The organism is Salegentibacter sp. BLCTC, assembly GCF_015143665.1.
GTDB lineage: Bacteria > Bacteroidota > Bacteroidia > Flavobacteriales > Flavobacteriaceae > Salegentibacter > Salegentibacter maritimus.
The window spans coordinates 626783-647699 of record NZ_WYEW01000003.1 but is presented as its reverse complement, the minus strand read 5'-3'; the positions used below and the strand labels follow the sequence as shown (position 1 = coordinate 647699).

17 protein-coding genes are annotated in these 20917 nt (G+C 36.5%); 8 read left to right on the top strand and 9 right to left on the bottom strand.

All coding sequences use genetic code 11. From position 1 onward, the window contains the following. The gene (gene holA / locus GUB10_RS06260; protein ID WP_193710563.1) at positions 1-1005 is read right to left on the bottom strand and encodes a DNA polymerase III subunit delta; all 1005 of its coding nucleotides are present in this window, start codon (positions 1003-1005) and stop codon (positions 1-3) included. Positions 1006-1080: 75 nt separating this feature from the next. On the opposite strand from holA, the gene GUB10_RS06255 reads away from it, so the two are divergent. The 3 genes from GUB10_RS06255 to GUB10_RS06245 all read left to right on the top strand — a co-directional run bounded on the left by GUB10_RS06255 (position 1081) and on the right by GUB10_RS06245 (position 3464). Further along, positions 1081-1548, top strand: a complete 468-nt coding sequence (locus tag GUB10_RS06255; RefSeq protein ID WP_193710562.1) for a type I restriction enzyme HsdR N-terminal domain-containing protein — start codon at positions 1081-1083, stop codon at positions 1546-1548. Then, a complete protein-coding gene (locus GUB10_RS06250) occupies positions 1545-2540 on the top strand; it encodes a glycosyltransferase family 2 protein (RefSeq protein WP_193710561.1) in 996 nt (331 codons plus the stop codon). Before GUB10_RS06255 ends, GUB10_RS06250 begins: the two co-directional genes overlap by 4 nt. 90 nt (positions 2541-2630) lie before the next feature. Next, a complete protein-coding gene (locus GUB10_RS06245) occupies positions 2631-3464 on the top strand; it encodes an OmpA family protein (RefSeq protein ID WP_193710560.1) in 834 nt (277 codons plus the stop codon). A gap of 84 nt (positions 3465-3548) precedes the next feature. On the opposite strand, the gene GUB10_RS06240 is transcribed toward GUB10_RS06245, so the two are convergent. From GUB10_RS06240 to GUB10_RS06225, 4 genes are all read right to left on the bottom strand, one after another. Then, complete coding sequence (locus tag GUB10_RS06240) at positions 3549-4169, bottom strand: L-threonylcarbamoyladenylate synthase (RefSeq protein WP_193710559.1); 621 nt, start codon at positions 4167-4169, stop codon at positions 3549-3551. A gap of 66 nt (positions 4170-4235) precedes the next feature. Continuing rightward, positions 4236-4448 (bottom strand): DUF2945 domain-containing protein, encoded by a 213-nt coding sequence (locus GUB10_RS06235; protein WP_193710558.1) that lies wholly within the window; start codon positions 4446-4448, stop codon positions 4236-4238. A 214-nt stretch (positions 4449-4662) separates the two neighbouring features. Then, positions 4663-5277 (bottom strand): potassium channel family protein, encoded by a 615-nt coding sequence (locus GUB10_RS06230; RefSeq protein ID WP_193710557.1) that lies wholly within the window; start codon positions 5275-5277, stop codon positions 4663-4665. Between the two features lie 3 nt (positions 5278-5280). Beyond that, complete coding sequence (locus tag GUB10_RS06225; protein ID WP_193710556.1) at positions 5281-7602, bottom strand: ATP-dependent helicase; 2322 nt, start codon at positions 7600-7602, stop codon at positions 5281-5283. A gap of 347 nt (positions 7603-7949) precedes the next feature. Here GUB10_RS06225 and GUB10_RS06220 point away from each other — a divergent pair, with 347 nt between their 5' ends. After that, positions 7950-9563, top strand: coding sequence for an FMN-binding glutamate synthase family protein (locus tag GUB10_RS06220; protein WP_193710555.1), 1614 nt, complete (start codon positions 7950-7952; stop codon positions 9561-9563). Next, complete coding sequence (locus tag GUB10_RS06215) at positions 9560-10081, top strand: hypothetical protein (RefSeq protein WP_193710554.1); 522 nt, start codon at positions 9560-9562, stop codon at positions 10079-10081. The genes GUB10_RS06220 and GUB10_RS06215 overlap by 4 nt, the downstream gene beginning before the upstream one ends. On the opposite strand, the gene GUB10_RS06210 is transcribed toward GUB10_RS06215, so the two are convergent. The 3 genes from GUB10_RS06210 to GUB10_RS06200 are packed head-to-tail and all read right to left on the bottom strand — an operon-like array spanning position 10078 to position 14021. After that, on the bottom strand, positions 10078-11001 hold the full coding sequence (locus tag GUB10_RS06210) for a patatin family protein (protein WP_193710553.1): 924 nt from the start codon (positions 10999-11001) through the stop codon (positions 10078-10080). The genes GUB10_RS06215 and GUB10_RS06210 overlap by 4 nt on opposite strands. Beyond that, the gene (locus tag GUB10_RS06205; protein WP_193710552.1) at positions 11001-11903 is read right to left on the bottom strand and encodes a patatin family protein; all 903 of its coding nucleotides are present in this window, start codon (positions 11901-11903) and stop codon (positions 11001-11003) included. Before GUB10_RS06205 ends, GUB10_RS06210 begins: the two co-directional genes overlap by 1 nt. 3 nt (positions 11904-11906) lie before the next feature. Continuing rightward, positions 11907-14021, bottom strand: a complete 2115-nt coding sequence (locus tag GUB10_RS06200; protein ID WP_193710551.1) for a M1 family metallopeptidase — start codon at positions 14019-14021, stop codon at positions 11907-11909. A gap of 119 nt (positions 14022-14140) precedes the next feature. Between GUB10_RS06200 and recG the strand changes: the two genes are divergently transcribed. The 3 genes from recG to pheT all read left to right on the top strand — a co-directional run bounded on the left by recG (position 14141) and on the right by pheT (position 19961). Further along, positions 14141-16240, top strand: coding sequence for an ATP-dependent DNA helicase RecG (gene recG / locus GUB10_RS06195; protein ID WP_193710550.1), 2100 nt, complete (start codon positions 14141-14143; stop codon positions 16238-16240). A gap of 228 nt (positions 16241-16468) precedes the next feature. Continuing rightward, positions 16469-17383 (top strand): hypothetical protein, encoded by a 915-nt coding sequence (locus GUB10_RS06190; RefSeq protein WP_193710549.1) that lies wholly within the window; start codon positions 16469-16471, stop codon positions 17381-17383. A gap of 151 nt (positions 17384-17534) precedes the next feature. Continuing rightward, on the top strand, positions 17535-19961 hold the full coding sequence (gene pheT, locus GUB10_RS06185) for a phenylalanine--tRNA ligase subunit beta (RefSeq protein WP_193710548.1): 2427 nt from the start codon (positions 17535-17537) through the stop codon (positions 19959-19961). Positions 19962-20121: 160 nt separating this feature from the next. Here pheT and GUB10_RS06180 read toward each other — a convergent pair whose 3' ends face one another. Then, complete coding sequence (locus GUB10_RS06180; protein WP_227740315.1) at positions 20122-20709, bottom strand: DUF4136 domain-containing protein; 588 nt, start codon at positions 20707-20709, stop codon at positions 20122-20124. Positions 20710-20917 lie beyond the last annotated feature (208 nt).

Below are 20917 nucleotides of genomic sequence, written 5' to 3'. Positions count from 1 at the left end.
TTAGTTTAAGATCTTTACCATTAATTCCTTGAGCAAATCTCCGTGAGAAATATTCACCGCTCCCACACCTTTTCCCTTCACATCGCTTTCGTGCAAAAGTCCAATTACCTGGCTTACTTTTTTCATAGGATAATTTTTTGCCGCAGCTATATAATCGCCTACAAAATAAGGGTGTACTTTAAGCTGCCTGGCCACATTCGCTTTAGATTTATCGGGGAGCCCATGATACTGCATAATTTGAGAAAAATAGGAAAATAACAAGGAAATGGTTACCACCATTGGATTGTCTTTAGGATTCTGTGCAAAATAATTTACAATGCGATGTGCCTTTAAAGAATCTCGCATTCCAATAGCTTTTCGCAATTCAAAATTATTAAAGTCTTTGCTTATTCCTATATTCTGCTCTATAAGCTCTGGAGTTATTTGGGTACCTTCAGGGGTAATAAGTTGAAGTTTATTAAGTTCATTATCAATTTTCCCAAGATCAATTCCTAAAAACTCTACCAGCATTTGCGCGGCTTTGGGCGAAATAGTATAATTTCTTGACTTTAAAGTCTTCATAATCCAATCGGCCACCTGGTTTTCGTAAAGACGTTTACTCTCAAATAAAACTGCATTTTTCTTTAAAACCTTAGAAAGCTTTTTACGCTTATCAAGGCTTTTGTATTTATAACAAAAAACCAACGTAGTGGTAGCCTGCGGGTTTTCAGCGTAATCTACCAGTTTTTCTATGCTTCTCGATAGGTCTTGCGCTTCCTTTACAATAATTACCTGTCTTTCGGCCATCATGGGATAGCGCTTGGCATTACTTACAATTTCATCTATGTTGGTATCTCGACCATACATAATAATTTGATTAAAACCCTTTTCTTCCTCCGCCAGTAAATTTTGTGCTATAAAATCTGAGATCTTATCTATATAGTAGGGTTCTTCGCCCATTAAAAAATAAAGCGGAGATACAGTTCCTTTTTGAATATTATTTACAATCTCTTTTGCTTCTTCCATGTAGGTGAAGGATTTTTTAATTTTAAATTATACTGAAGCTTGCGGCGCTGTGGTTTTCTTTTTTACTTTTGGCCTATGTTAGCGCTTAATTTTCCCAAATATTCGTTTCGGTTCAAAAATAGTGAAAATAAAGTAGCCGTTTTTGATGAACTCAGGAAAAAATTTGTGATTCTAACCCCTGAAGAATGGGTGAGACAACACGTGGTAAGATTCCTTATTTTAGAAAAGAAATATCCTAAAAACCATATTAATGTTGAAAAGCAGCTTAAACTGGGAAAGCTAAGCAAACGTTATGATGCCGTAGTTTTTTATCCTAACGGAAAAATAAAAGTAGTGGTAGAGTGCAAAGCTCCACATATAAAAATTACACAGGAAGTTTTTGACCAAATTGCCCGGTACAATTTAAGTTTAAAAGCAGACTATTTAATGCTTACCAACGGCCTGCAACATTATTTTTGCAAACTGGACTACGAAGAAGAAAAGTATCAATTTCTGCCCGAAATCCCAGATTATTTTACAGCTGAAAAAGATAAAAAACAATGACAATAGCGGTAGTGGTTTTAAATTGGAATGGACGCGCTTTGCTAGAACAATTCCTGCCTTCGGTAATTCGCTTTTCAGAAGAAGCCAATACATACGTGGCCGATAATGCTTCTACAGATGACTCTATAGAACTTTTAAAGGAAAAATTTCCTAGGGTAAAAATTATTCAGAACAAAGAAAATGGCGGATTTGCCAAAGGTTATAACGAGGCACTTTCTAAATTAAATGAAGATATTTTTGTATTGCTAAACAGCGATGTAGAAGTTACCGAAAACTGGCTAAAACCTATTATAGAAATTTTTAAAAATCAGCCTAAAACCGCGGCTGTTCAACCTAAAATCCTGGATTTTAAAAGAAAAAATTATTTTGAATATGCCGGGGCTGCGGGAGGATATATAGATAAATACGGCTATCCCTTTTGCAGGGGCAGGATCTTTGACAGTTTGGAAAAAGACCATGGGCAATACAATGACGATGCATCTATTTTTTGGGCCAGTGGTGCCTGCCTGGTAATACGTAAAAATGTTTATTGGGAAGTCGGTGCACTAGATGAGGATTTTTTTGCGCATCAGGAAGAAATTGATTTATGCTGGCGTATTCATAATTTAGGCTATCAAATAAAATCTTGTGGCAATTCTGCCGTTTACCATGTGGGTGGTGCAACCTTAGACAGCATGAATCCAAAAAAAACCTTTTTCAATTTTAGAAATAGCCTGTATATGCTTTTAAAAAACATACCGACACCAAATGTGTATGGTATATTGTTTATTAGAATGGTTCTTGATGGAGTAGCAGGAATCAAATTTATTGCAGAAGGTAAGTTCTCTCATTTTTACGCTATCCTTAAGGCCCATGCAGGATTCTATTCAAACTTTAATAAAATTCGATCAAAACGAAAGAACCTTATAAAAAACAAGCATTATTTCCTTACAAAATCCATTATTTGGTCTTATTTTTGCTTACGTAGAAAAGAATTTTTAAAATTAAAATAAAAGGAATCAAACTTATGCTAAAGCTTCTTTTTCTGCTTTACTTTTTTTGATACTTTTGAAACATCTAACATTAATTACAATTACAAGATTATGAAACGAATTATGCTTTTATCGGCTACTGCCGTTCTTTTGTTCTCCTCTTGCGTATCTAACAAGAAATATGCAGAGCTTGAAGAAAAACAAAAACAAACTCAAGATGAGTTAAACACTGCTACTATTAAGTTAAATGCATGTTTAGAGGACAAACAAGACCTTAACCAACAAATTTCAAGACTTAATAACACCAATGCGGCACTGCTTAATAACGTGGGCGATCTGGCAACTCTTTCTAAGAAAGAAGCAGAAAACCTTGAACGTTCTTTAGAAAGCATTAAAGAAAAAGATTTGGCTATCCAATCTATGCGTGATGCCATTAGCAAAAAAGATTCTGTAACATTAGCTTTAGTAACCAGCTTAAAAGGTGCTTTAGGTAATATGGCCGATGAAGACATTGAAATTAATGTTGAAAAAGGTGTAGTTTATGTTTCTATTTCAGATAAGCTTTTATTTGATAGTGGTAGATACAATGTTACCAGCCGTGCCAAAGAAGTACTTGGTAAAGTTGCTACTGTAGTTAAAAACAAGCCAGACATCGAGTTTATGGTAGAAGGCCATACAGACGATAAATCTATTAAAACTGCAATGTTTGAAGATAACTGGGATCTTAGTGTAAAAAGAGCTACCTCTGTAGTTAGGATTCTTCAGGACGAATTTGGTGTAGAGCCAGCAAGAATGACTGCCGCTGGTAGAAGTTACTATGTTCCTGTTGCTACAAATGAAACTGCTGAAGGTCGTGCTAAAAACAGAAGAACAAGAATTGTAGTTCTTCCTAAATTAGACCAATTCTACGGAATGATCGAAGAAGGAATGAAGTCTGCTAAATAAGACCTAATTTCTAATAAATATAGAAAGGCCCTCTAAAAAATTTAGAGGGCCTTTTTTTTATACTTACTAAAAAATATATTTAAACTATAAGTTTTCGGCACTACCTTTTCCCTCTCTTATCACTTCAGGTTGGGAAGAAGTTAAATCTACCACTGTAGAAGGAATATTATCTCCATAACCACCATCTATAACAAGATCTACTAAATGGTTCCATTTTTCTTTTATCAATTCGGGATCTGTGGTATACTCAAGTACCTCATCTTCGTCGTAGATTGAAGTAGAGACAATAGGATTTCCCAAAGTAGAGACAATACTTTTACAAATAGCATTATCGGGAACTCTAATTCCCACGGTTTTCTTCTTTTTAAAAACATTTGGCAGGTTACTGTTTCCAGGCAGAATAAAGGTAAAAGGACCGGGAAGGTTTCTTTTAAGCACTTTAAAAGTGGCAGAGTCTATTTGCTTCACATAATCTGAAAGGTTGCTAAGATCTTCACATACAAACGAGAAATTAGCTTTTTCCAGCTTTACGCCCTTAATTTGTGCAATTTTTTCCAATGCCGAGGTGTTGGTAATATCGCACCCCAAACCATATACGGTATCTGTAGGGTAAATTATTAGTCCGCCGTTTCTTAAAGTCTCCACAACTTTATTAATATGTTTCTGACTTGGATTTTCATTATAAATTCTAAGTAATTCAGCCATAGTTATAAATTTTAATGCTCGAAAATTTACAAATTTTCGAGCAGATATTTCTAAAATTGGTTTTAATTAATCTTCTTGAGAAACTTCAGTTTCAAGTTTCAGTACTTTACTACCATCTTCCTGTTCAATAAAAAGGGCTTTGTTCCCAGGCTCACCTTTACGTGTAATTTCACTCCCATCTATGGTTTTGGTAGTTTCTTCTGTATAGGTTTTAATCACTTTTCCGCTTGCTTTTCCATTTCCCCATTTCCACTGAACCTTACTACCTTTTCTAATCATAGTTTTATTTTGAAGATAAAAAGAAAGCCGCTTGGAGCGACTTGAAATAACAGAAGTTTAACGAGTATATTAGCTCCCTACCAAACCTTGAGTATAACTAATCGTGAAATCAATTTAGTTAGAACAGTCTGGCAAAAAAAGGATAATATTTACTACGCATGCGCCCGTAGAATTTGTTGAAGCAGCCTTCCTTCAGCTAAAAATTATAAAAGATTTAATCTTTAAAAGAAACCGCTATTCTATTCACGTAAGATATAACAGCACCAAAAGAGGCGATCCCACAAAATATTAGCAAGGAGGCCAAAAGTTTACCACTATTGGTTACAGGATAATAATCTCCATAGCCAACGGTAGTAATGGTTACAAAGCTCCACCAGAGTGCGTCTTCGGCAGTTTTTATATTTCCTACATCCTGCTCTAAATATAAAACCGAAGTTGTAGTAAGCACTAAGGTAGTAAAGGCAGTAAAAACAATAAATCCATATAGGGAGGTTGCTTTATTTCTCCTAATAAAAGCAATAAGCAAGCGGGTAGATTTTATAATTCTAAGCACTCTAAACACCCTAAAAACCCTAATAAACCTAAATTCATTCACTACCGGGATAGAAGAAAGCAAATCTAACCAACCTATGGTATAGAAATATTTCCATTTATTTTCTGCCCTAGAGAGTTGTGTGAAAAAATCTATTAAAAAGATAAAGCACAGAATAAAATCGAAATAACTTATTAATTGATAAATCTCAGATTCGTGGGAAATAAAAAAAGTAAGCGTTAACAAAAAAATGCTAAAAATTGAAAGCAGGCTTATTATAATATTGGAAACACTCATAAGTTAACTAAGCATTTTTAATTTCGCAAACCTTAATAGTAACTTTTTAATCCCCCCATTTTCAAAATCAATTTCGGCTTTTTTATCCTGTCCAACACCACTTATAGCCAGTACTTTTCCTTTTCCAAACCTCATATGTTCCACAACATTACCAACTTCCAGTTTAATTTCATTTCTGGCTTTTTCAGGCTCGGGACTGGCGGGTTTCAACTTTCGAAGTTTTCTTAATTGAGATTCACTGGGCTTATGGGCCGGTGGCGGGGTTCCCTTTTTAGGTTTAGTTTGTCTTAATTTACTTTTATCAACCTCATCGCCAAAAATATCGGTATCAATAAGCGGTTTGTATTTATAATCATCTTGCGGAATCATATAATCTACGTACTGCTCATCTACCTCTTCTATAAACCTACTGGGTTCTGCATCTATTAATTTTCCCCAACGATAGCGTGATTGCGTATAGGTTAAATAGGCCTGTTTTTCGGCGCGGGTAAGTGCCACATAGAACAATCTTCTTTCTTCTTCCAGTTCACTTCGGGTATTCATACTCATCCCTGACGGAAAAAGATCTTCCTCCAGCCCAACAATATAAACATACGGGAACTCCAGGCCTTTTGCCAGGTGAATGGTCATTAAAGCAACCCGATCGTCATCACCGGTATCCTTATCCATATCGGTAGCAAGTGCTACATCTTCCAGAAATTCTGCTAAAGACCCATTGGCATCTGCCAATTCTTTTTGTCCCTCTACAAAATCTTTAATCCCGTTTAATAATTCTTCAATATTTTCAATCCTGGCAATCCCCTCTGGGGTACCATCTTTCTTTAGTTCCTGAACCAAGCCGGTTTTTTTGGTCACGGTATCGGCCACAGTAAAAGCATCGGCATTTTCAGCAAGAATCGTGAAACTCTTAATCATATTCACGAAATTATCAAGCTTGGCACGAGTACTTTTAGTGATCTTTAGATCAAGATGATCTATATTTTCAATGATTTCAAATATCGATTTTCCATATTGATTCCCGGCAATACTTAATTTATCCATGGTGGTTTGTCCAATTCCGCGGGCAGGATAATTTATTACCCGTTTTAGCGCTTCTTCATCTTTAGGATTTATAAGTAAACGTAAATAGGCCAACACATCCTTAATCTCCTTTCGCTGGTAGAATGAAAGCCCGCCATAAATTCTATACGGAATTTCCTTTTTCCGAAGCGCATCTTCTATAGCCCTACTTTGGGCATTGGTTCGATAAAGAATAGCAAAATCGCCATTATTCAATTGATTTTGCATTTTATTTTCAAAGATAGAACCGGCAACAAAACGGCCTTCTTCCCCATCGGTAAGCAACCTGTTCACTACAATTTTAGGTCCTTCATCATTCGCCGTCCAAACTACTTTTTCCAGCTTGGTTTTATTCTTTTCAATAATAGAGTTGGCGGCATTCACAATATTTTTGGTAGACCGGTAATTTTGTTCCAGCCTATACATTTGCACATTATCGTAATCTTTCTGAAAATTCAGGATATTGTTAATGTTTGCTCCGCGGAAGGCATAAATACTTTGAGCATCGTCTCCCACCACACATATATTCTGAAACTTATCGGAAAGGGCCTTTACAATAAGGTATTGTGAGTGGTTGGTATCCTGGTACTCATCTACCAAAATGTATCTAAACCTGTTTTGGTATTTCTGAAGTACTTCGGGAAACCTATTTAAAAGTTCGTTTGTTTTCAGCAATAAATCATCAAAATCCATAGCGCCGGCTTTAAAACAACGCTCTACATATTCCTGGTAGATTTCACCCAAACGTGGCTTTTTAGCCATCGCATCTGCTTCCTTTAGTTCGGGGTTTTGAAAATAAGCCTTTACGGTAATTAAGCTGTTTTTATAGGAAGAAATTCTGCTATAAACCTGCTTATATTTATATACGTCTTTATCTAGGCGCATATCTTTTATAATAGACCTAATTACACTTTGTGAATCCTGGGTATCGTAAATCGTAAAGTTTGAAGGATAACCTAATTTATCGGCTTCAAAACGCAAGATTTTAGCAAAAATGGAGTGAAAAGTTCCCATCCAAAGATTTTTTGCTTCACTGTTTCCAACAATTTTAGCAATACGGGTTTTCATTTCCCGAGCTGCTTTATTGGTAAAGGTTAAAGACAAAATATTAAATGCATCTACACCCTGGCTCATTAGGTAAGCAATACGGTATGTAAGTACCCTAGTTTTTCCAGACCCTGCTCCTGCAATCACAATCATGGCACCATCCTTTTGTAATACAGGTGCGCGTTGTGCATCATTTAATTCGGCTATATAAGATTCCAATCTCTTTAATTTTTTAAATGCGTGAAATTAACCAAAATGAGACAAATTATAAACCCGATTTCTACTTTGTTTTAAACAACAAGATTTAGAAGAGTGATTATCTAAGTTTTTAATATCTTTAAATTCCTGCAATCCCCCTTTGAATACAAACCAAAGCTTATGGAAAAGAAATAGAAGAACAAACAATCGAGTATCTAAAGGGTTTTTATTGTTTTACTAATGAAAAAACTTTAGCTTGGGCCAATTCAATTTAAACTGAAGTGCCTGCTTTCTTCCTAAATAAATATTAGGAAAACCAAGTTGAAGAAGTAGCTCTAAATCGGTATCGGATTATTTAAATAAATTATATGGAAGATATTTTAAGTTCAATTCCCTGGTGGGGATGGGTTTTAATTTTTTTTGCCTTCATAGCGATTAAAGATATATTCTTTAACCGCAAACATACTATTAAACACAACTTCCCAATTATTGGTCACTTTAGGTATATTCTTGAAGGGATTGGACCCGAATTACGGCAATATATCGTAGCAAGTAATCGCGAAGAACTCCCTTTTAATCGTAGCGAACGCGGTTGGATCTATGCTTCGGCAAAAAATGAAAACAACTATGAAGGCTTTGGCACCGACCAGGATATTTTTTCTACCCACTACATATTCATCAACAATGCCATGCTTCCTTTAAAGCTTAAAGAAGATCATCCCAATAACCTGGACCCGGGCTTTATTGCTTGCGCAAAAGTTATGGGCGAATTTAATAATAGGAAAAGACCGTTTAGGCCGGCCTCAATTATTAATGTTTCGGCCATGAGTTTTGGATCGCTATCGGCCAGGGCCATTGCTGCTTTAAATGAAGGCTGTAAAGAAGCCGGCGCCTATCATAACACAGGCGAAGGAGGGCTCTCACCCTATCATCAAAAAGGAGCTGATGTGGTTTTTCATTTTGGAACAGGTTACTTTGGAGTTAGAGATAATGAAGGTAATTTCTCTATGGAGAAACTAGTAAAAATGGTAAATGAAAACAAAGAGATTCGTGCCATTGAAATTAAATTATCCCAGGGAGCCAAACCAGGAAAGGGTGGCGTTTTACCCGCTTCAAAAATTACTAAAGAAATAGCAGCAATAAGAAATATTCCTATTGGTAAGGACGTATTGTCTCCACCAAGTCATTCTGCTTTTAGCAATACCCAGGAGCTGGTAGATTTTATTGAAGAAATAGCAGAGGCAACAGGCCTTCCCGTAGGGATTAAATCGGCTGTTGGAAAATTGGACCAATGGAAAGAGTTAGCTTCTATTATGTCTAAAACAAAAAAAGGTCCAGACTTTATTACCATTGATGGTGGTGAAGGCGGAACCGGAGCTGCACCACCCAGTTTTGCAGATCACGTGTCCCTACCATGGATTTATGCTTTTACCGATGTATATCAAATTTTCCTAAATGAGGGTATAGCTAATAGAATTGTATTTATTGGGAGCGGAAAATTAGGCTTTCCTGCCAATGCCGCCATGGCATTTGCCCTGGGTGTCGATTGTATTAACGTAGCCCGAGAAGCTATGATGAGCATTGGCTGCATACAGGCACAATCCTGCCATACCAATACCTGCCCCACCGGCGTTGCTACACAAAACAAATGGTTGCAGGCGGGTATCAATATAAAAGATAAAGCCCGGCGTGTTAATTTTTATTTTACAAAATTTAGAAAGGAACTGCTGGAAATGACCCATGCTTGTGGTTATGAACATCCCTGCCAATTTACCATGGATGACGTGGAAATAAACCTTAGCGACCAAAACCTGGCAAAAAGCCTTGCAGGTACTTTTTCGTATCATAAAGAAAAAGTACCTTTCGAGGGTGTTCATGTTCACAAGAAAGATCCCAATTTGGGCGCTATTTATAAAAGAAAAGAAGTAATTACTAAAGAGGCCGAAACCAAAGAAACTTCGCCCCATAATAAAAACCAATGAATCAAATAGAACTTTCGCAAATCCTATTAGCCATTCTTCCAGCCCTAATTGTTGGAATAGTAGCCTTTTATTTTTTTAGCTCTTACAATAAAAATGAACAAAACAGAAGGAATTTCTTATTACACCGGGAAACCCAAAAAACGGCACTACCCCTAAAATTACAAGCCTACGAAAGAATGACACTCTTTTTAGAAAGGATTTCGCCCGGCAAAATACTATTTAGAATAAAGCCAAACTCTAATGATAAAGAAGCCTACGAGCGCTTATTAATTCATACTATTGAGCAGGAGTTTGAGCATAACCTAGCACAACAAATCTATCTTTCTACTGAAACCTGGGACTATATAAAAACAGCTAAAAACGCAACTATAGGCATTATTAGAAAAGCCAATCAACAAGAAAGCGTCACCGATGCCGATAAATTAAGGGAAGTAATACTTAAAAACCTGATAGAAAAGCAATCCCCAACCGAAGCTGCACTTGCTTATTTAAAAAATGAAGTAAAACGCTTTATTTAAAATAAACCAAAAAAGCCTTTTCTTTTAGTGGCCAAAAATTGTAAATGTTTTTCTTTGGCGTGATCGTAACCTTGTTGCCACCACTCACCCATCAATTTTTTATTAAAAACAAGGGAGTTTTCCGTTAGTTTTGTAGGGGTATAATAGGTGTTTAGCTTTACTTTTTTATTTAAAGCGGCAAGTTTTCCTTCTACGATATCGTGATATTCTACCTGATCCAGGAGAAAACCAAAAAGATTGATCATTAAAGAAAACGGATTTTTCCCAAGCACTTTATTATACTCCATATTTTCTGCTTCCAGGATTATAGCATCAACTTCTGTTGCCCCGCGTTTAATGGCTTCACGAATGGGCACTACGCATCCCAATCCACCATCGGCATATTCAAATCCGTCTTTTTTCGCCAAACTCATAAAAGGGATATAATTACAACTTATCCAAATCCAATCGCAAAAATCCTCATAAGTAAAATCGTGGATAGATTTATACTCTACGCGATTTTTAGACAAATTAGAGACCGTTACTACTACATCTCCCACCTGGCTTTTAAGCTGGCTAAAGTTTTCTTCAGAAAAATTACGCTTAATATGTTTTCTAAGATTCTGGCTTTCCCCAAAGGTTCTTTTCTTCCTAATAAATTGCCAGAACATATTAAAATAATTAATTGTTACATACTCCCTACCTTCCTTTCGCTTCACCACAAAAGGATTTATGCTAAAAATTTTACGCTGGTTTACATTGGTGTAGATATCGTAAACCTTATCAATGTTCCCCATGGCAAGATGCGGAATTAATAAGCTTCCGGTAGAAGTGCCCAAAAATAAATCGTATTTCTTGCCTTCTTCCTGAATTAAATATTGAGCAACGCCGCCAGCAAAAGCGCCTTTACTTCCCCCACCCGATATGACCAGTGCACGCATTAAGGTTCAATTTGGTTTATTTCCTCGCTTTTTTCCCTGGCATAAGTATAGCCGGTTTTCCACCAGGTTTTCATTTGTTTCTCATCAAAAATAAGGGAATTGGTAGTTAATACCGTAGGGGTAAAGTAAAAATTTATGGTCGCATTTTTATTTGCTGCTGCAAATTTCCCAATTTGAATGTTTTGCTTTTCTATTCTATCTAACATAAACCTAAATAAATTAGTGATGAGACCAAACACATTTTTGGAAGGCATTCTATTATAAAAAGTGGCTTCGGTTTGTAATATAACTGCATCTATATGTGTTGCTCCTCTCTTAATAGCTTCTTCGATAGGCACCATAGTTCCCAGGCCCCCATCGGCATATTCACAACCATCTTTTTGTACCAGGCTCATAAAAGGCGTATAGTTACAGGAAATCCAAATCCATTCACAAAATTCTTCGTATTCAAAATCTTTAATAGATTTATATTCTACCGTATTAAGTGAAATATTAGAAACCGTAACCACAATATCTTTTTTACTAAATTTTAATTTCAAAAACTCGTCTTTGGTCAGGGTTTCAGCTATAAGCTTTCTTAGGTTTTTACTTTCTCCAAATGTTTTTTTGCCTTTAATAAAGTTACGAATTACGCTAAAGTGGTTAATACTAATTTGGTCGTAACCGTAACGTTTTTTTATAAGAAAAGGACGGTTACTAAAAATACTATCCTGGTTTACCGAAGTATAAATTCTTTTAATCTTTTCGCACTTATTTAAAGCCAAATGAGAAATTAATAAGCTCCCGGTAGAAGTTCCCAGGTAAAGATCGTAATCCCGTTTTAATTCTTCTATCAAATATTGGCCAACACCGCCGGCAAAAGCGCCTTTACTCCCTCCACCAGATATCACCAATGCCCGCATTGATTAAAGTTTAGTTTGCAAATAATCCCTCTCTTTTTGAGAAAGAAGTTCATCTAAAGCTAAGAATTTTTGGCGATATTCTTCTTTCTTTAATAAAGCCGTAAGCAATTGCCTGCTATAGTCCCTAAATCTATATGCATGATGCTGGGTTCCTTGCAATAAATCTAATAAGTTCTGGGTGGTAAAACTATTTATTTGATACAAATACCCAAAAGCATTTTCTCTTACTTCCAGGGGGTAATGTACTGCAGTATATCCTGAAAGTTCACGATAATTTTCCTGCTGTTTCCCGGGTTCATAACCCGGACTTATAAGATTTAAAGTTAACCAGAGCATACGTACATTTTTATTACTAAAGCCGTTTACATCCCTAGTTTTATCTAAGTAAGCAGCAATTTCTTTGGGAAAATTCATCCATAACTTTAATAAGGACATCTCTTTGGTTAGGTATGATTCGTCGTCTAACAAAGATTCAAAATCACTTTTTAGTTCTTTCGGAATTCTTTCCATGCTACTGGCAATAGCCTGCCTAACATACACATTATTGGTGGCAAATGCTTTTTTATAAAGCTTGATAGCTGTTGCTGAAGTTTGCCCCTCTAGTTGAAAAACCACTTCCTGCCCGGTATAATCGCTTACCGGAAAATCTAAGGCCCTACTCAGTTTTGCCTCCTTTTTGTCCAGGGGCGTTTCCTGCAATGCCAGAATTTCTAAATGCTTCTTTATAAATTCAGAGTTTTTTAAAGAGTTTAAGGCCACAAAACCCTGAAAAGCAGTCTGATTTAACCATTTTGACATAAAATCAGATAAATCAATATTGGCCGCTGCCTCCACTTCAGCAATAAAATTACTGGTAGTGGCGCTTTTAAATTTATATTTAACAAGGAAATTCTTTACGGCCGTATTAAAAGCTTCCCTGCCCACCTTTTCGCGCAAAATATGCAAAGCCCAGGCACCTTTTTGGTAGTAAGTAAGTGAGCTTGCTTTAGCCTTAGTGATTGCTTCACCCTTACCCTTATCGCTCAACTCCTTTAATTTTTCGGCAGATAGGTAGAGTTTCCAGTAATAATAATCGTCTCCAAAAATTTCCCGCTCTGCCAGCAAAGCATAAAAAGTAGCAAAGCCTTCATGCAACCAATGATCGTTGGCTGTTTGGGCCGTCACTAAATTTCCAAACCACTGGTGGGCCAATTCGTGCGCATTTACACCTACATAATTTTTATCTTTAAAAGCTATAGAATCGGTAATAAAAGCATTATCAAAAATAGTTGCAGTAGTATTTTCCATTCCCGAATAAAGAAAATCCAATACCGGTGCCTGTTTATAATTCTGCCAGGGGTAAGCCACACCAATTTCACTTTCCAGAAAATCAAAAATTTGTTTGGTATAACGGTAAGTCGGCTCTAGCCTTTCCTTTTGGCTAACCGGCATATAAAATTGCAAAGGAACGCCCGAAGCAGATTTTGTTTCTTCTTTTATATAATCGCCTGCTGCAAAAGCCAGTAAATAACTACTCATAGGCCGCTGCATATCAAAGGCCCACTTTTTTAAAGAATCGTTTATAGAAATAGCTACAAGCGTTCCATTGGCCATTACTTCCAGGCTTTCAGGAAACCGGTACGAAATGTCAAACTCTATTTTCTCTCGCTGATCATCAAAGGAAGGCAGCCAATTAGAGGTATATCTCCCCTGCCCCTGCGTCCAGATTTGTTTGGGTGCATTTATTACTTCGGGAATGTCCCAATTTATAAAATAAACGGCCTCCTTTGGCTGCGCCGAGAATTTTAAGGACAAAGTGTTTTTTTCAGAAACTGCTAGATTATTTTTTATCCAAATACGTTTTCCGTTATTTCTTGATGTTGCGGGCTCGTCATTAAGCAATACCTCATCTACAATCATACTCCTGGCATCTATATAAAAGGAATCTAGCGGTTTTAAAATTTCAAAATTATACTTTACTATTCCTGAAATTCTTTTTTCCTTCGGAATAACAAGGATTTCAGCTTCTGCTTTTTGAAAATTTATACTGTTTATTTGGTCTAGCGAATCTGCTATGGGCGACTGGCTATATGTGCACCAAGAAAAACAAAATAGCCAACTAAAAAGGAAGTATTTCATAATAAAAATCTACCCTTGCAAATTACAAAAACTATAGAAAAGTATGGCTTCAGAAAAATTCAGATTTATTTTTAAAAGAAATTCAACCTAAAAAACCTGATTTTAATATCTTCGTTTTCATGAACGCTAATATACTGCAAACACCCATAGATTACTTAAAAGGAGTTGGCCCAAACCGAGCCGATTTACTGCGAAAAGAACTTGGCATTCATACCTATCAGGATTTAATAAATTTCTTCCCAAATCGTTATCTGGACAAAACCCGGTTCTATAAAATAAACGAATTACAACGCAACTCGGCCGAAGTGCAGGTTGTGGGGAAAATCACGCATATAAAATCGGTAGAACAAAAACGTGGCAAACGCCTGGTAGCCGACTTTGTGGATGAAACCGGTAAAATGGAATTGGTTTGGTTTCGGGGACAAAAATGGATTCGGGAGAATTTAAAGATAAATACACCTTATGTTATTTTTGGAAAAACCAATTGGTTTAACGGGCTTTTTAGCATGCCCCATCCCGAAATGGAACTGGTAGAGGAATACAAAAAGCAGCTTCGCACTGCAATGCAGCCTATTTATCCCTCTACCGAAAAACTTGCAAAAGCTGGAATTAGCAACCGGGTGGTTCATAAAATAATGCAGCAGCTTTTTATTGAAACCAAAGGTAAATTCTATGATACGCTTTCAGAAGAACTTACTTCTGAATTAAAATTGATCCCAAAAGCACAAGCAGTATTTAATGTGCATTTTCCACAAAACCAGGAATTATTGGCGAAAGCCCAATTCCGTCTAAAATTTGAGGAACTGTTTTATATCCAGCTGCAATTGCTCATTAAAAATATGTTGCAAAAACAGAAAATAAAAGGTTATGTTTTTGAAGCGATTGGGGAAAATTTTAGTGAATTCTATAACAACCACCTGCCATTTGAGCTAACTGGTGCCCAAAAAAGGGTAATAAAAGAAATTAGGGCCGATTTAGGAAGCGGGGCGCAAATGAACCGATTGCTGCAGGGCGATGTAGGTTCAGGGAAAACCATTGTAGCACTCATGTCTATGTTTATTGCTTTAGATAATGGTTTCCAGGCTTGCTTAATGGCTCCTACCGAAATCCTAGCCATTCAGCATTACAACGGACTTGTAGAACTCTGTAAAAATCTGGATACCAGTATTTACTTACTTACCGGTTCAACTAAAACGAAAGACAGACGCGAAATTCACGAGAAATTAGAAAATGGCGAAATAGATATCCTAATTGGTACGCACGCCTTACTGGAAGATAAGGTGAAATTTAAAAATTTAGGCCTCGCGGTTATAGACGAGCAACACCGATTTGGAGTTGCACAACGTGCAAAATTATGGCGAAAAAACCAAGTGCCGCCGCATATTTTGGTCATGACGGCCACCCCTATTCCCAGAACCCTGGCCATGAGCCTTTATGGCGATTTAGATATCTCGGTAATTGATGAGCTGCCCCCCGGAAGAAAGCCCATTAAAACCGTGCACCGTTACGACAGTAACCGGCTTAAGGTATTTGCATTTATTAAAGATGAAATACAAAAAGGCCGGCAAATCTATATAGTTTACCCATTGATTCAGGAATCTGAAAAAATGGATTATAAAGACCTTATGGATGGTTACGAAAGTATAGCCCGTGAATTCCCGAATGAGCAAATTTCTATAGTGCATGGCCAAATGAAATCTGATGCCAAAGATTATGAAATGGATAGGTTTGTACGCGGCGAAACCCAAATTATGGTGGCCACCACCGTTATTGAAGTGGGTGTAAATGTGCCAAATGCCAGCGTTATGATAATTGAAAGTGCCGAACGATTTGGCCTATCGCAACTGCACCAACTTAGGGGACGTGTAGGCCGTGGTGCCGAACAAAGCTTTTGTATTTTAATGACCGGCCATAAATTATCTAAGGATAGCAAAACCAGGTTGGAAACCATGACCGCCACTAATGATGGTTTTGAAATAGCCGAAGTTGATTTAAAATTACGAGGGCCTGGTGATATTATGGGCACCCAACAAAGCGGGGTTTTAAATCTAAAAATTGCGGATATTGTAAAAGATAATGATGTTCTAAAACTAGCACGGCATCACGCAATGCAAATCCTAAAAGAAGATCCCAGTCTTTCACTGGAAAAGAACAAAGTGATTCGTTTTACCTACGCACAATTGGCAAAACATAAAAATATCTGGAATTATATTAGCTAAAAATCAACTTTACTTCAGAAAAAATACTACTGAATTTCCCTTAATTCCTGCCAAATTTAAAAATAGTTCTCCCTAACCTCCCATAGGCCTTCATCTTACTAAAACTAAGGCTTCCCAACTATAAAATTAAAATTAGACCTCTAATTAACAGCTATTTACTGCATTTATCAAAAATTATTTAAAGCCATTATTGCGTAAATTTAAGTGTAAACCAAAACACACGTCATTATGAAAAAAGAAATAATTTTTAGAAGGTTGATAAGTCTGGTCATTATTTTATGTGGCGGATTAGTATTTGCCCAGGAAGAAAACAAAACAAGCCTGGACGAAAAATTGTATCAGGAAATTAAAAGTAATGGACTTGAGGAAGCCATGAAAATGTATGAAAAGCATAAAACAGCGGCCTATGAAGGTTTGCAGGAACCTTTAAATTTATTGGGCTACAAGTTAATGATGGAAGATAAAGACCTTGAAACGGCAGAAATAGTTTTTAAGGCGCAAATAGAAGAATATCCTGAACAGGCCAATCCTTACGATTCTTATGGCGATTTATTGTTGGAAAAAGGAGAAAAGGAAAAAGCCAAAAAACATTTCAAAAAATCAGCAGAGTTAGCTGAAAATATACAGGATGAAGCTGAAAGAAATGAAATGAAACAGGCTTCACTTTCAAAATTAGCACGTCTGGAAAACAAGCATCGAAAATTAGACTTTCTTACGGGCGACTGGGAAATAACACAAACGGGCTACAGAGATGGCCAACCTGTAGATATCCCAAAAAGTACGCAGAGTATATCTTATTTACCGGGCGAGTCAGTTTTAAGAGTCACACATACCAAAGAAGGTAATACTGCCTGTTGCGAAAGAATCGTGGCTTATGATGCGCTAGATGACACTTACGAGATGGCCTACATTAGTGCTGTGAACCCAAACGGAATTCAAGTATCTGATATTCACATAAAAGAAAAGGGCAACGGGGAATATGAGTTTATAGAAGACTATACCCAAAATGGCGAACAAAAACAAGCTAAACATATAATCTCAAAAAAAGACCAAGATCACATAGAATGGCAAGTTCTTATTCCAAAAGAAGGTTCACAGAACTGGGAACTCGTAAATAAAATGGAGTTTAAAAGAAAAGCTTAATTATTAGTTTAAGTTTAATTAGCGTTAAAAGGAGCAACCTGGAAGCTCCTTTTTTCATTTAAAAAATTACGAAATAAGTCATAAAATTAAAATTTGAAATTATGTCAAAACTATTCGTAATACTATCTTTGCCAACTGAAAATATTGAGACATGAAAATTTCATATAACTGGCTTAAGCAATTCATTAAACTTTCTGAAACTCCGGAAGCAACCGGGGAGTTACTTACCGATCTTGGTCTTGAGGTAGAAGGCCTAAATAGTTTTCAAAGTATTAAAGGCGGTCTTGAAGGAATTGTGGTTGGGCACGTGTTAGAATGTAAAAGTCATCCTAATGCCGATAAATTACAAATTACAACTGTAGATCTTGGTAATGGAGAACAGGTACAAATTGTTTGCGGCGCACCCAATATTGCCGCGGGACAAAAAGTTCCGGTTGCCACTATTGGCACTGTGCTGTATGATGAAAAAGGAGATGCCTGGCCTATTAAAAATGGGAAAATTAGAGGCGAAGCCAGTTTTGGAATGATTTGTTCAGAAAAAGAACTTGGTCTTGGACAAAGTCACGAAGGAATTATGGTTATGAAAGAAGATCTTATTCCAGGTACTCCCGTAGCCGAAATTTTTGAAGTGGAAAACGATCAGGTTTTTGAGATTGGCCTAACACCAAACCGTGCAGACGCTATGAGCCACTGGGGCGTTGCCAGAGACCTTAAGGCCGGTTATACGCAACAAGGTAAAAACCTGGAACTTATTACTCCATCAGTTAGTAGTTTTCATGTAGATAGTAGAAGCCTTAAAATTCAAATTCAGGTTGAAGATTCTGCACTTGCACCAAGGTATTGTGGAGTAACAATTTCTGGCCTAAAAGTAGAAGAATCTCCAAAATGGCTTCAAAACAGGTTAAAAGCTATTGGGCTAAGCCCGAAAAATAATGTGGTAGATGCTACCAACTATGTTATGCACGAGCTGGGCCAGCCTCTGCATGCCTTTGATGCCGGAAAAATTGCCGGAAATGAAATTAACGTAAAAACATTAGAAAAAGGGACTAAATTTATCACCTTAGATGATGTAGAACGAGAACTTCACGAAGAAGACCTTATGATTTGTGATGCCGAAAAGCCACTTTGTATTGCCGGCGTATTTGGCGGGGCATCTAGCGGGGTAACCGATGTTACCACACAAATATTTTTAGAAAGTGCTTATTTTAACCCGGTTAGTGTTAGAAAAACAGCAAAAAGGCACGGCCTTAATACCGATGCTTCTTTTAGATTTGAAAGAGGTATTGACCCTAATATCACCGAGTATGCTTTAAAACGTGCTGCTCTTTTAATTAAGGAAATTGCGGGCGGTGAAATTACCAGTGATATAGATGATTTATACCCCAAGAAAATTGAAGATTTCCAGGTTTTTCTAACCTTCGATAAGGTAAACAAGCTTATTGGGGAAAACCTGCAACAAGAAACAATTAAATCTATACTGGCATCTCTGGAAATTCGGGTAAACAATGTTACCGAAACAGGAATGGGACTTACCATCCCATCTTATCGTGTAGATGTACAGAGAGAAGCCGATGTGATTGAGGAAATCTTAAGGGTTTATGGCTATAACAATATTAAGTTTGGTGACAAATTAAATGCTTCGGTTGCCAATTCTTCTAAATTTGAAGATTACCGGGTTCAAAATTTAATTGCCAACCAACTGGTAGGACAGGGTTTTTACGAAACTATGGCCAATTCTTTAACTTCCCCAACCTACTCGGAGTTAAGCGAACAATTAAACACCTCTCACAATGTAGAAATGTTAAATCCATTAAGTCAGGATTTATCAGTGCTACGCCAGTCTATGCTATACTCGGGCCTGGAGTCTGTAAGCTATAATATAAACAGAAAACGCAGCAACCTAAAACTATTTGAATTCGGTAAAACTTACCACGATTTTAATGGTAGCCGAGTAGAAAACAAACATCTTTCTATTTTTATTAGCGGAGACCGAAGTGCGGAACGTTGGAACTCTAATCTAGGTAAAACCGATTTCTTCTTATTAAAAGGTGTTATTCAGTCTATTTTCCAGAGATTGGGAATTGATAGTTTAAAGTCTTCGGCAGTAAAATCTGATGTATTTTCTGAAGGGCTTGTTTACTCATCGGCTAAGAATAATTTGGTTGCCTTTGGGGTAATTCGGAAAAAAGTATTAAAGCATTTTGATATTGACCAGGAGGTATTGTATGCCGATTTTAATTGGGATGCCCTGTTGGAAGTAACAAAGAATAGAAAGACCAGCTTTAAGGCCATTCCAAAATATCCTGAGGTAAGACGTGATTTTGCCCTTCTATTAAATAATAATATTTCCTATAATGAAATTGAAGAGATCGCTCTAAAAACAGAGAAGAAACTTCTTAAAGAAGTAGATCTTTTTGATGTTTACCAGGGGAACAACCTTCCTGATGGGAAGAAAAGTTATGCGGTAAGTTTCAAGTTTAGAGATGAAAACAAAACCCTTACCGACAAACAGGTAGATAAAATGATGAAAAAACTTCAGCATAGATTTGAAGAAGAACTTCAGGCTGAATTGAGATAATTATATATAAAATTGGCTGTTTAAGTCTCGATCTTACGTCAACCTGAATTTATTTCAGGTTCTAATTTGAATCAAGTGCCATTTACTTAGATTCTGCAACAAGTTTAGAATGACGTTCGGATTATTTAAACAGCCAATTTTCATTCTGGATTAAAGAAAATTAAGGAAATTCTTTAAAAATTTCATCTATATAATTTCTTATATCCCTTTCCCATCTTTTTGAGCCAATTTCTTCATTGGCAGTTCCACGCCATAAAATTTGATTGGTTTTTCTGTCTATAAAATCTATAACAATAGATTTCTCTTTGTAAGGTATTTGTTTAATCTCCCCACCTGCTGTAATTCGTTGTATGGTAAAGTAATTATCGTAGGTATAATCTGTATAATAATCACCTATGTAAAGTCCCGGGCGGTAATAGGAAAAATTTGTATATACAGGATCGGCATTAACATCGGCTACTCGTTCATCAAACATTGGATGAATATACACCAACACATCTGGCCTACTATTATCTATGGCATAGTTTTCGGCAGACATGTTATTGTTAATTGTAGAAATAATAAGCTCGTGAATGCGATGGTTATTATACGATCTATCTTTAATTGTATCTTTGTTGGGCAAAAAAGAATAGGTATTATAATCTTTTAATTTTCTGGCAGCATCTTTAGAAATGTTGCTTCCAGAGCCACAAGATATCATAAAGGCTCCCGCCAAAATTAAGGTAATAAATAGTTGTATTTTCTTCATAAATTTCAATTTTGCGAGCAAATTACATCTTCCCCGAGAACTATAAAAAGCTTCTAGCTCCTTTGATATTTTATTAACAAAAAAGAGCTGTCTAAAAAGTCCATTTCGATCAAGCTTAACATTTTTCAGCTTCTAAATTACTTATTGATTGTAAGCAAATTAGATATTGAAATAAAATTAAGATGGCGATTTTAAGATCTTTTCAGGC

What these genes read in the sequence shown, in the direction of transcription:
- GUB10_RS06240 (WP_193710559.1), bottom strand. Translation starts at nt 4,169, where the DNA reads ATGGCTGAATTACTTAGAATTTATAATGAAAATCCAAGTCAGAAACAT.
- GUB10_RS06245 (WP_193710560.1), top strand. Translation starts at nt 2,631, where the DNA reads ATGAAACGAATTATGCTTTTATCGGCTACTGCCGTTCTTTTGTTCTCC.
- GUB10_RS06190 (WP_193710549.1), top strand. Translation starts at nt 16,469, where the DNA reads ATGAAAAAAGAAATAATTTTTAGAAGGTTGATAAGTCTGGTCATTATT.
- holA (WP_193710563.1), bottom strand. Translation starts at nt 1,005, where the DNA reads ATGGAAGAAGCAAAAGAGATTGTAAATAATATTCAAAAAGGAACTGTA.
- GUB10_RS06180 (WP_227740315.1), bottom strand. Translation starts at nt 20,709, where the DNA reads ATGAAGAAAATACAACTATTTATTACCTTAATTTTGGCGGGAGCCTTT.
- GUB10_RS06205 (WP_193710552.1), bottom strand. Translation starts at nt 11,903, where the DNA reads ATGCGGGCATTGGTGATATCTGGTGGAGGGAGTAAAGGCGCTTTTGCC.
- GUB10_RS06210 (WP_193710553.1), bottom strand. Translation starts at nt 11,001, where the DNA reads ATGCGTGCACTGGTCATATCGGGTGGGGGAAGTAAAGGCGCTTTTGCT.
- GUB10_RS06215 (WP_193710554.1), top strand. Translation starts at nt 9,560, where the DNA reads ATGAATCAAATAGAACTTTCGCAAATCCTATTAGCCATTCTTCCAGCC.
- GUB10_RS06200 (WP_193710551.1), bottom strand. Translation starts at nt 14,021, where the DNA reads ATGAAATACTTCCTTTTTAGTTGGCTATTTTGTTTTTCTTGGTGCACA.
- recG (WP_193710550.1), top strand. Translation starts at nt 14,141, where the DNA reads ATGAACGCTAATATACTGCAAACACCCATAGATTACTTAAAAGGAGTT.
- GUB10_RS06230 (WP_193710557.1), bottom strand. Translation starts at nt 5,277, where the DNA reads ATGAGTGTTTCCAATATTATAATAAGCCTGCTTTCAATTTTTAGCATT.
- GUB10_RS06235 (WP_193710558.1), bottom strand. Translation starts at nt 4,448, where the DNA reads ATGATTAGAAAAGGTAGTAAGGTTCAGTGGAAATGGGGAAATGGAAAA.
- GUB10_RS06255 (WP_193710562.1), top strand. Translation starts at nt 1,081, where the DNA reads ATGTTAGCGCTTAATTTTCCCAAATATTCGTTTCGGTTCAAAAATAGT.
- GUB10_RS06220 (WP_193710555.1), top strand. Translation starts at nt 7,950, where the DNA reads ATGGAAGATATTTTAAGTTCAATTCCCTGGTGGGGATGGGTTTTAATT.
- pheT (WP_193710548.1), top strand. Translation starts at nt 17,535, where the DNA reads ATGAAAATTTCATATAACTGGCTTAAGCAATTCATTAAACTTTCTGAA.
- GUB10_RS06250 (WP_193710561.1), top strand. Translation starts at nt 1,545, where the DNA reads ATGACAATAGCGGTAGTGGTTTTAAATTGGAATGGACGCGCTTTGCTA.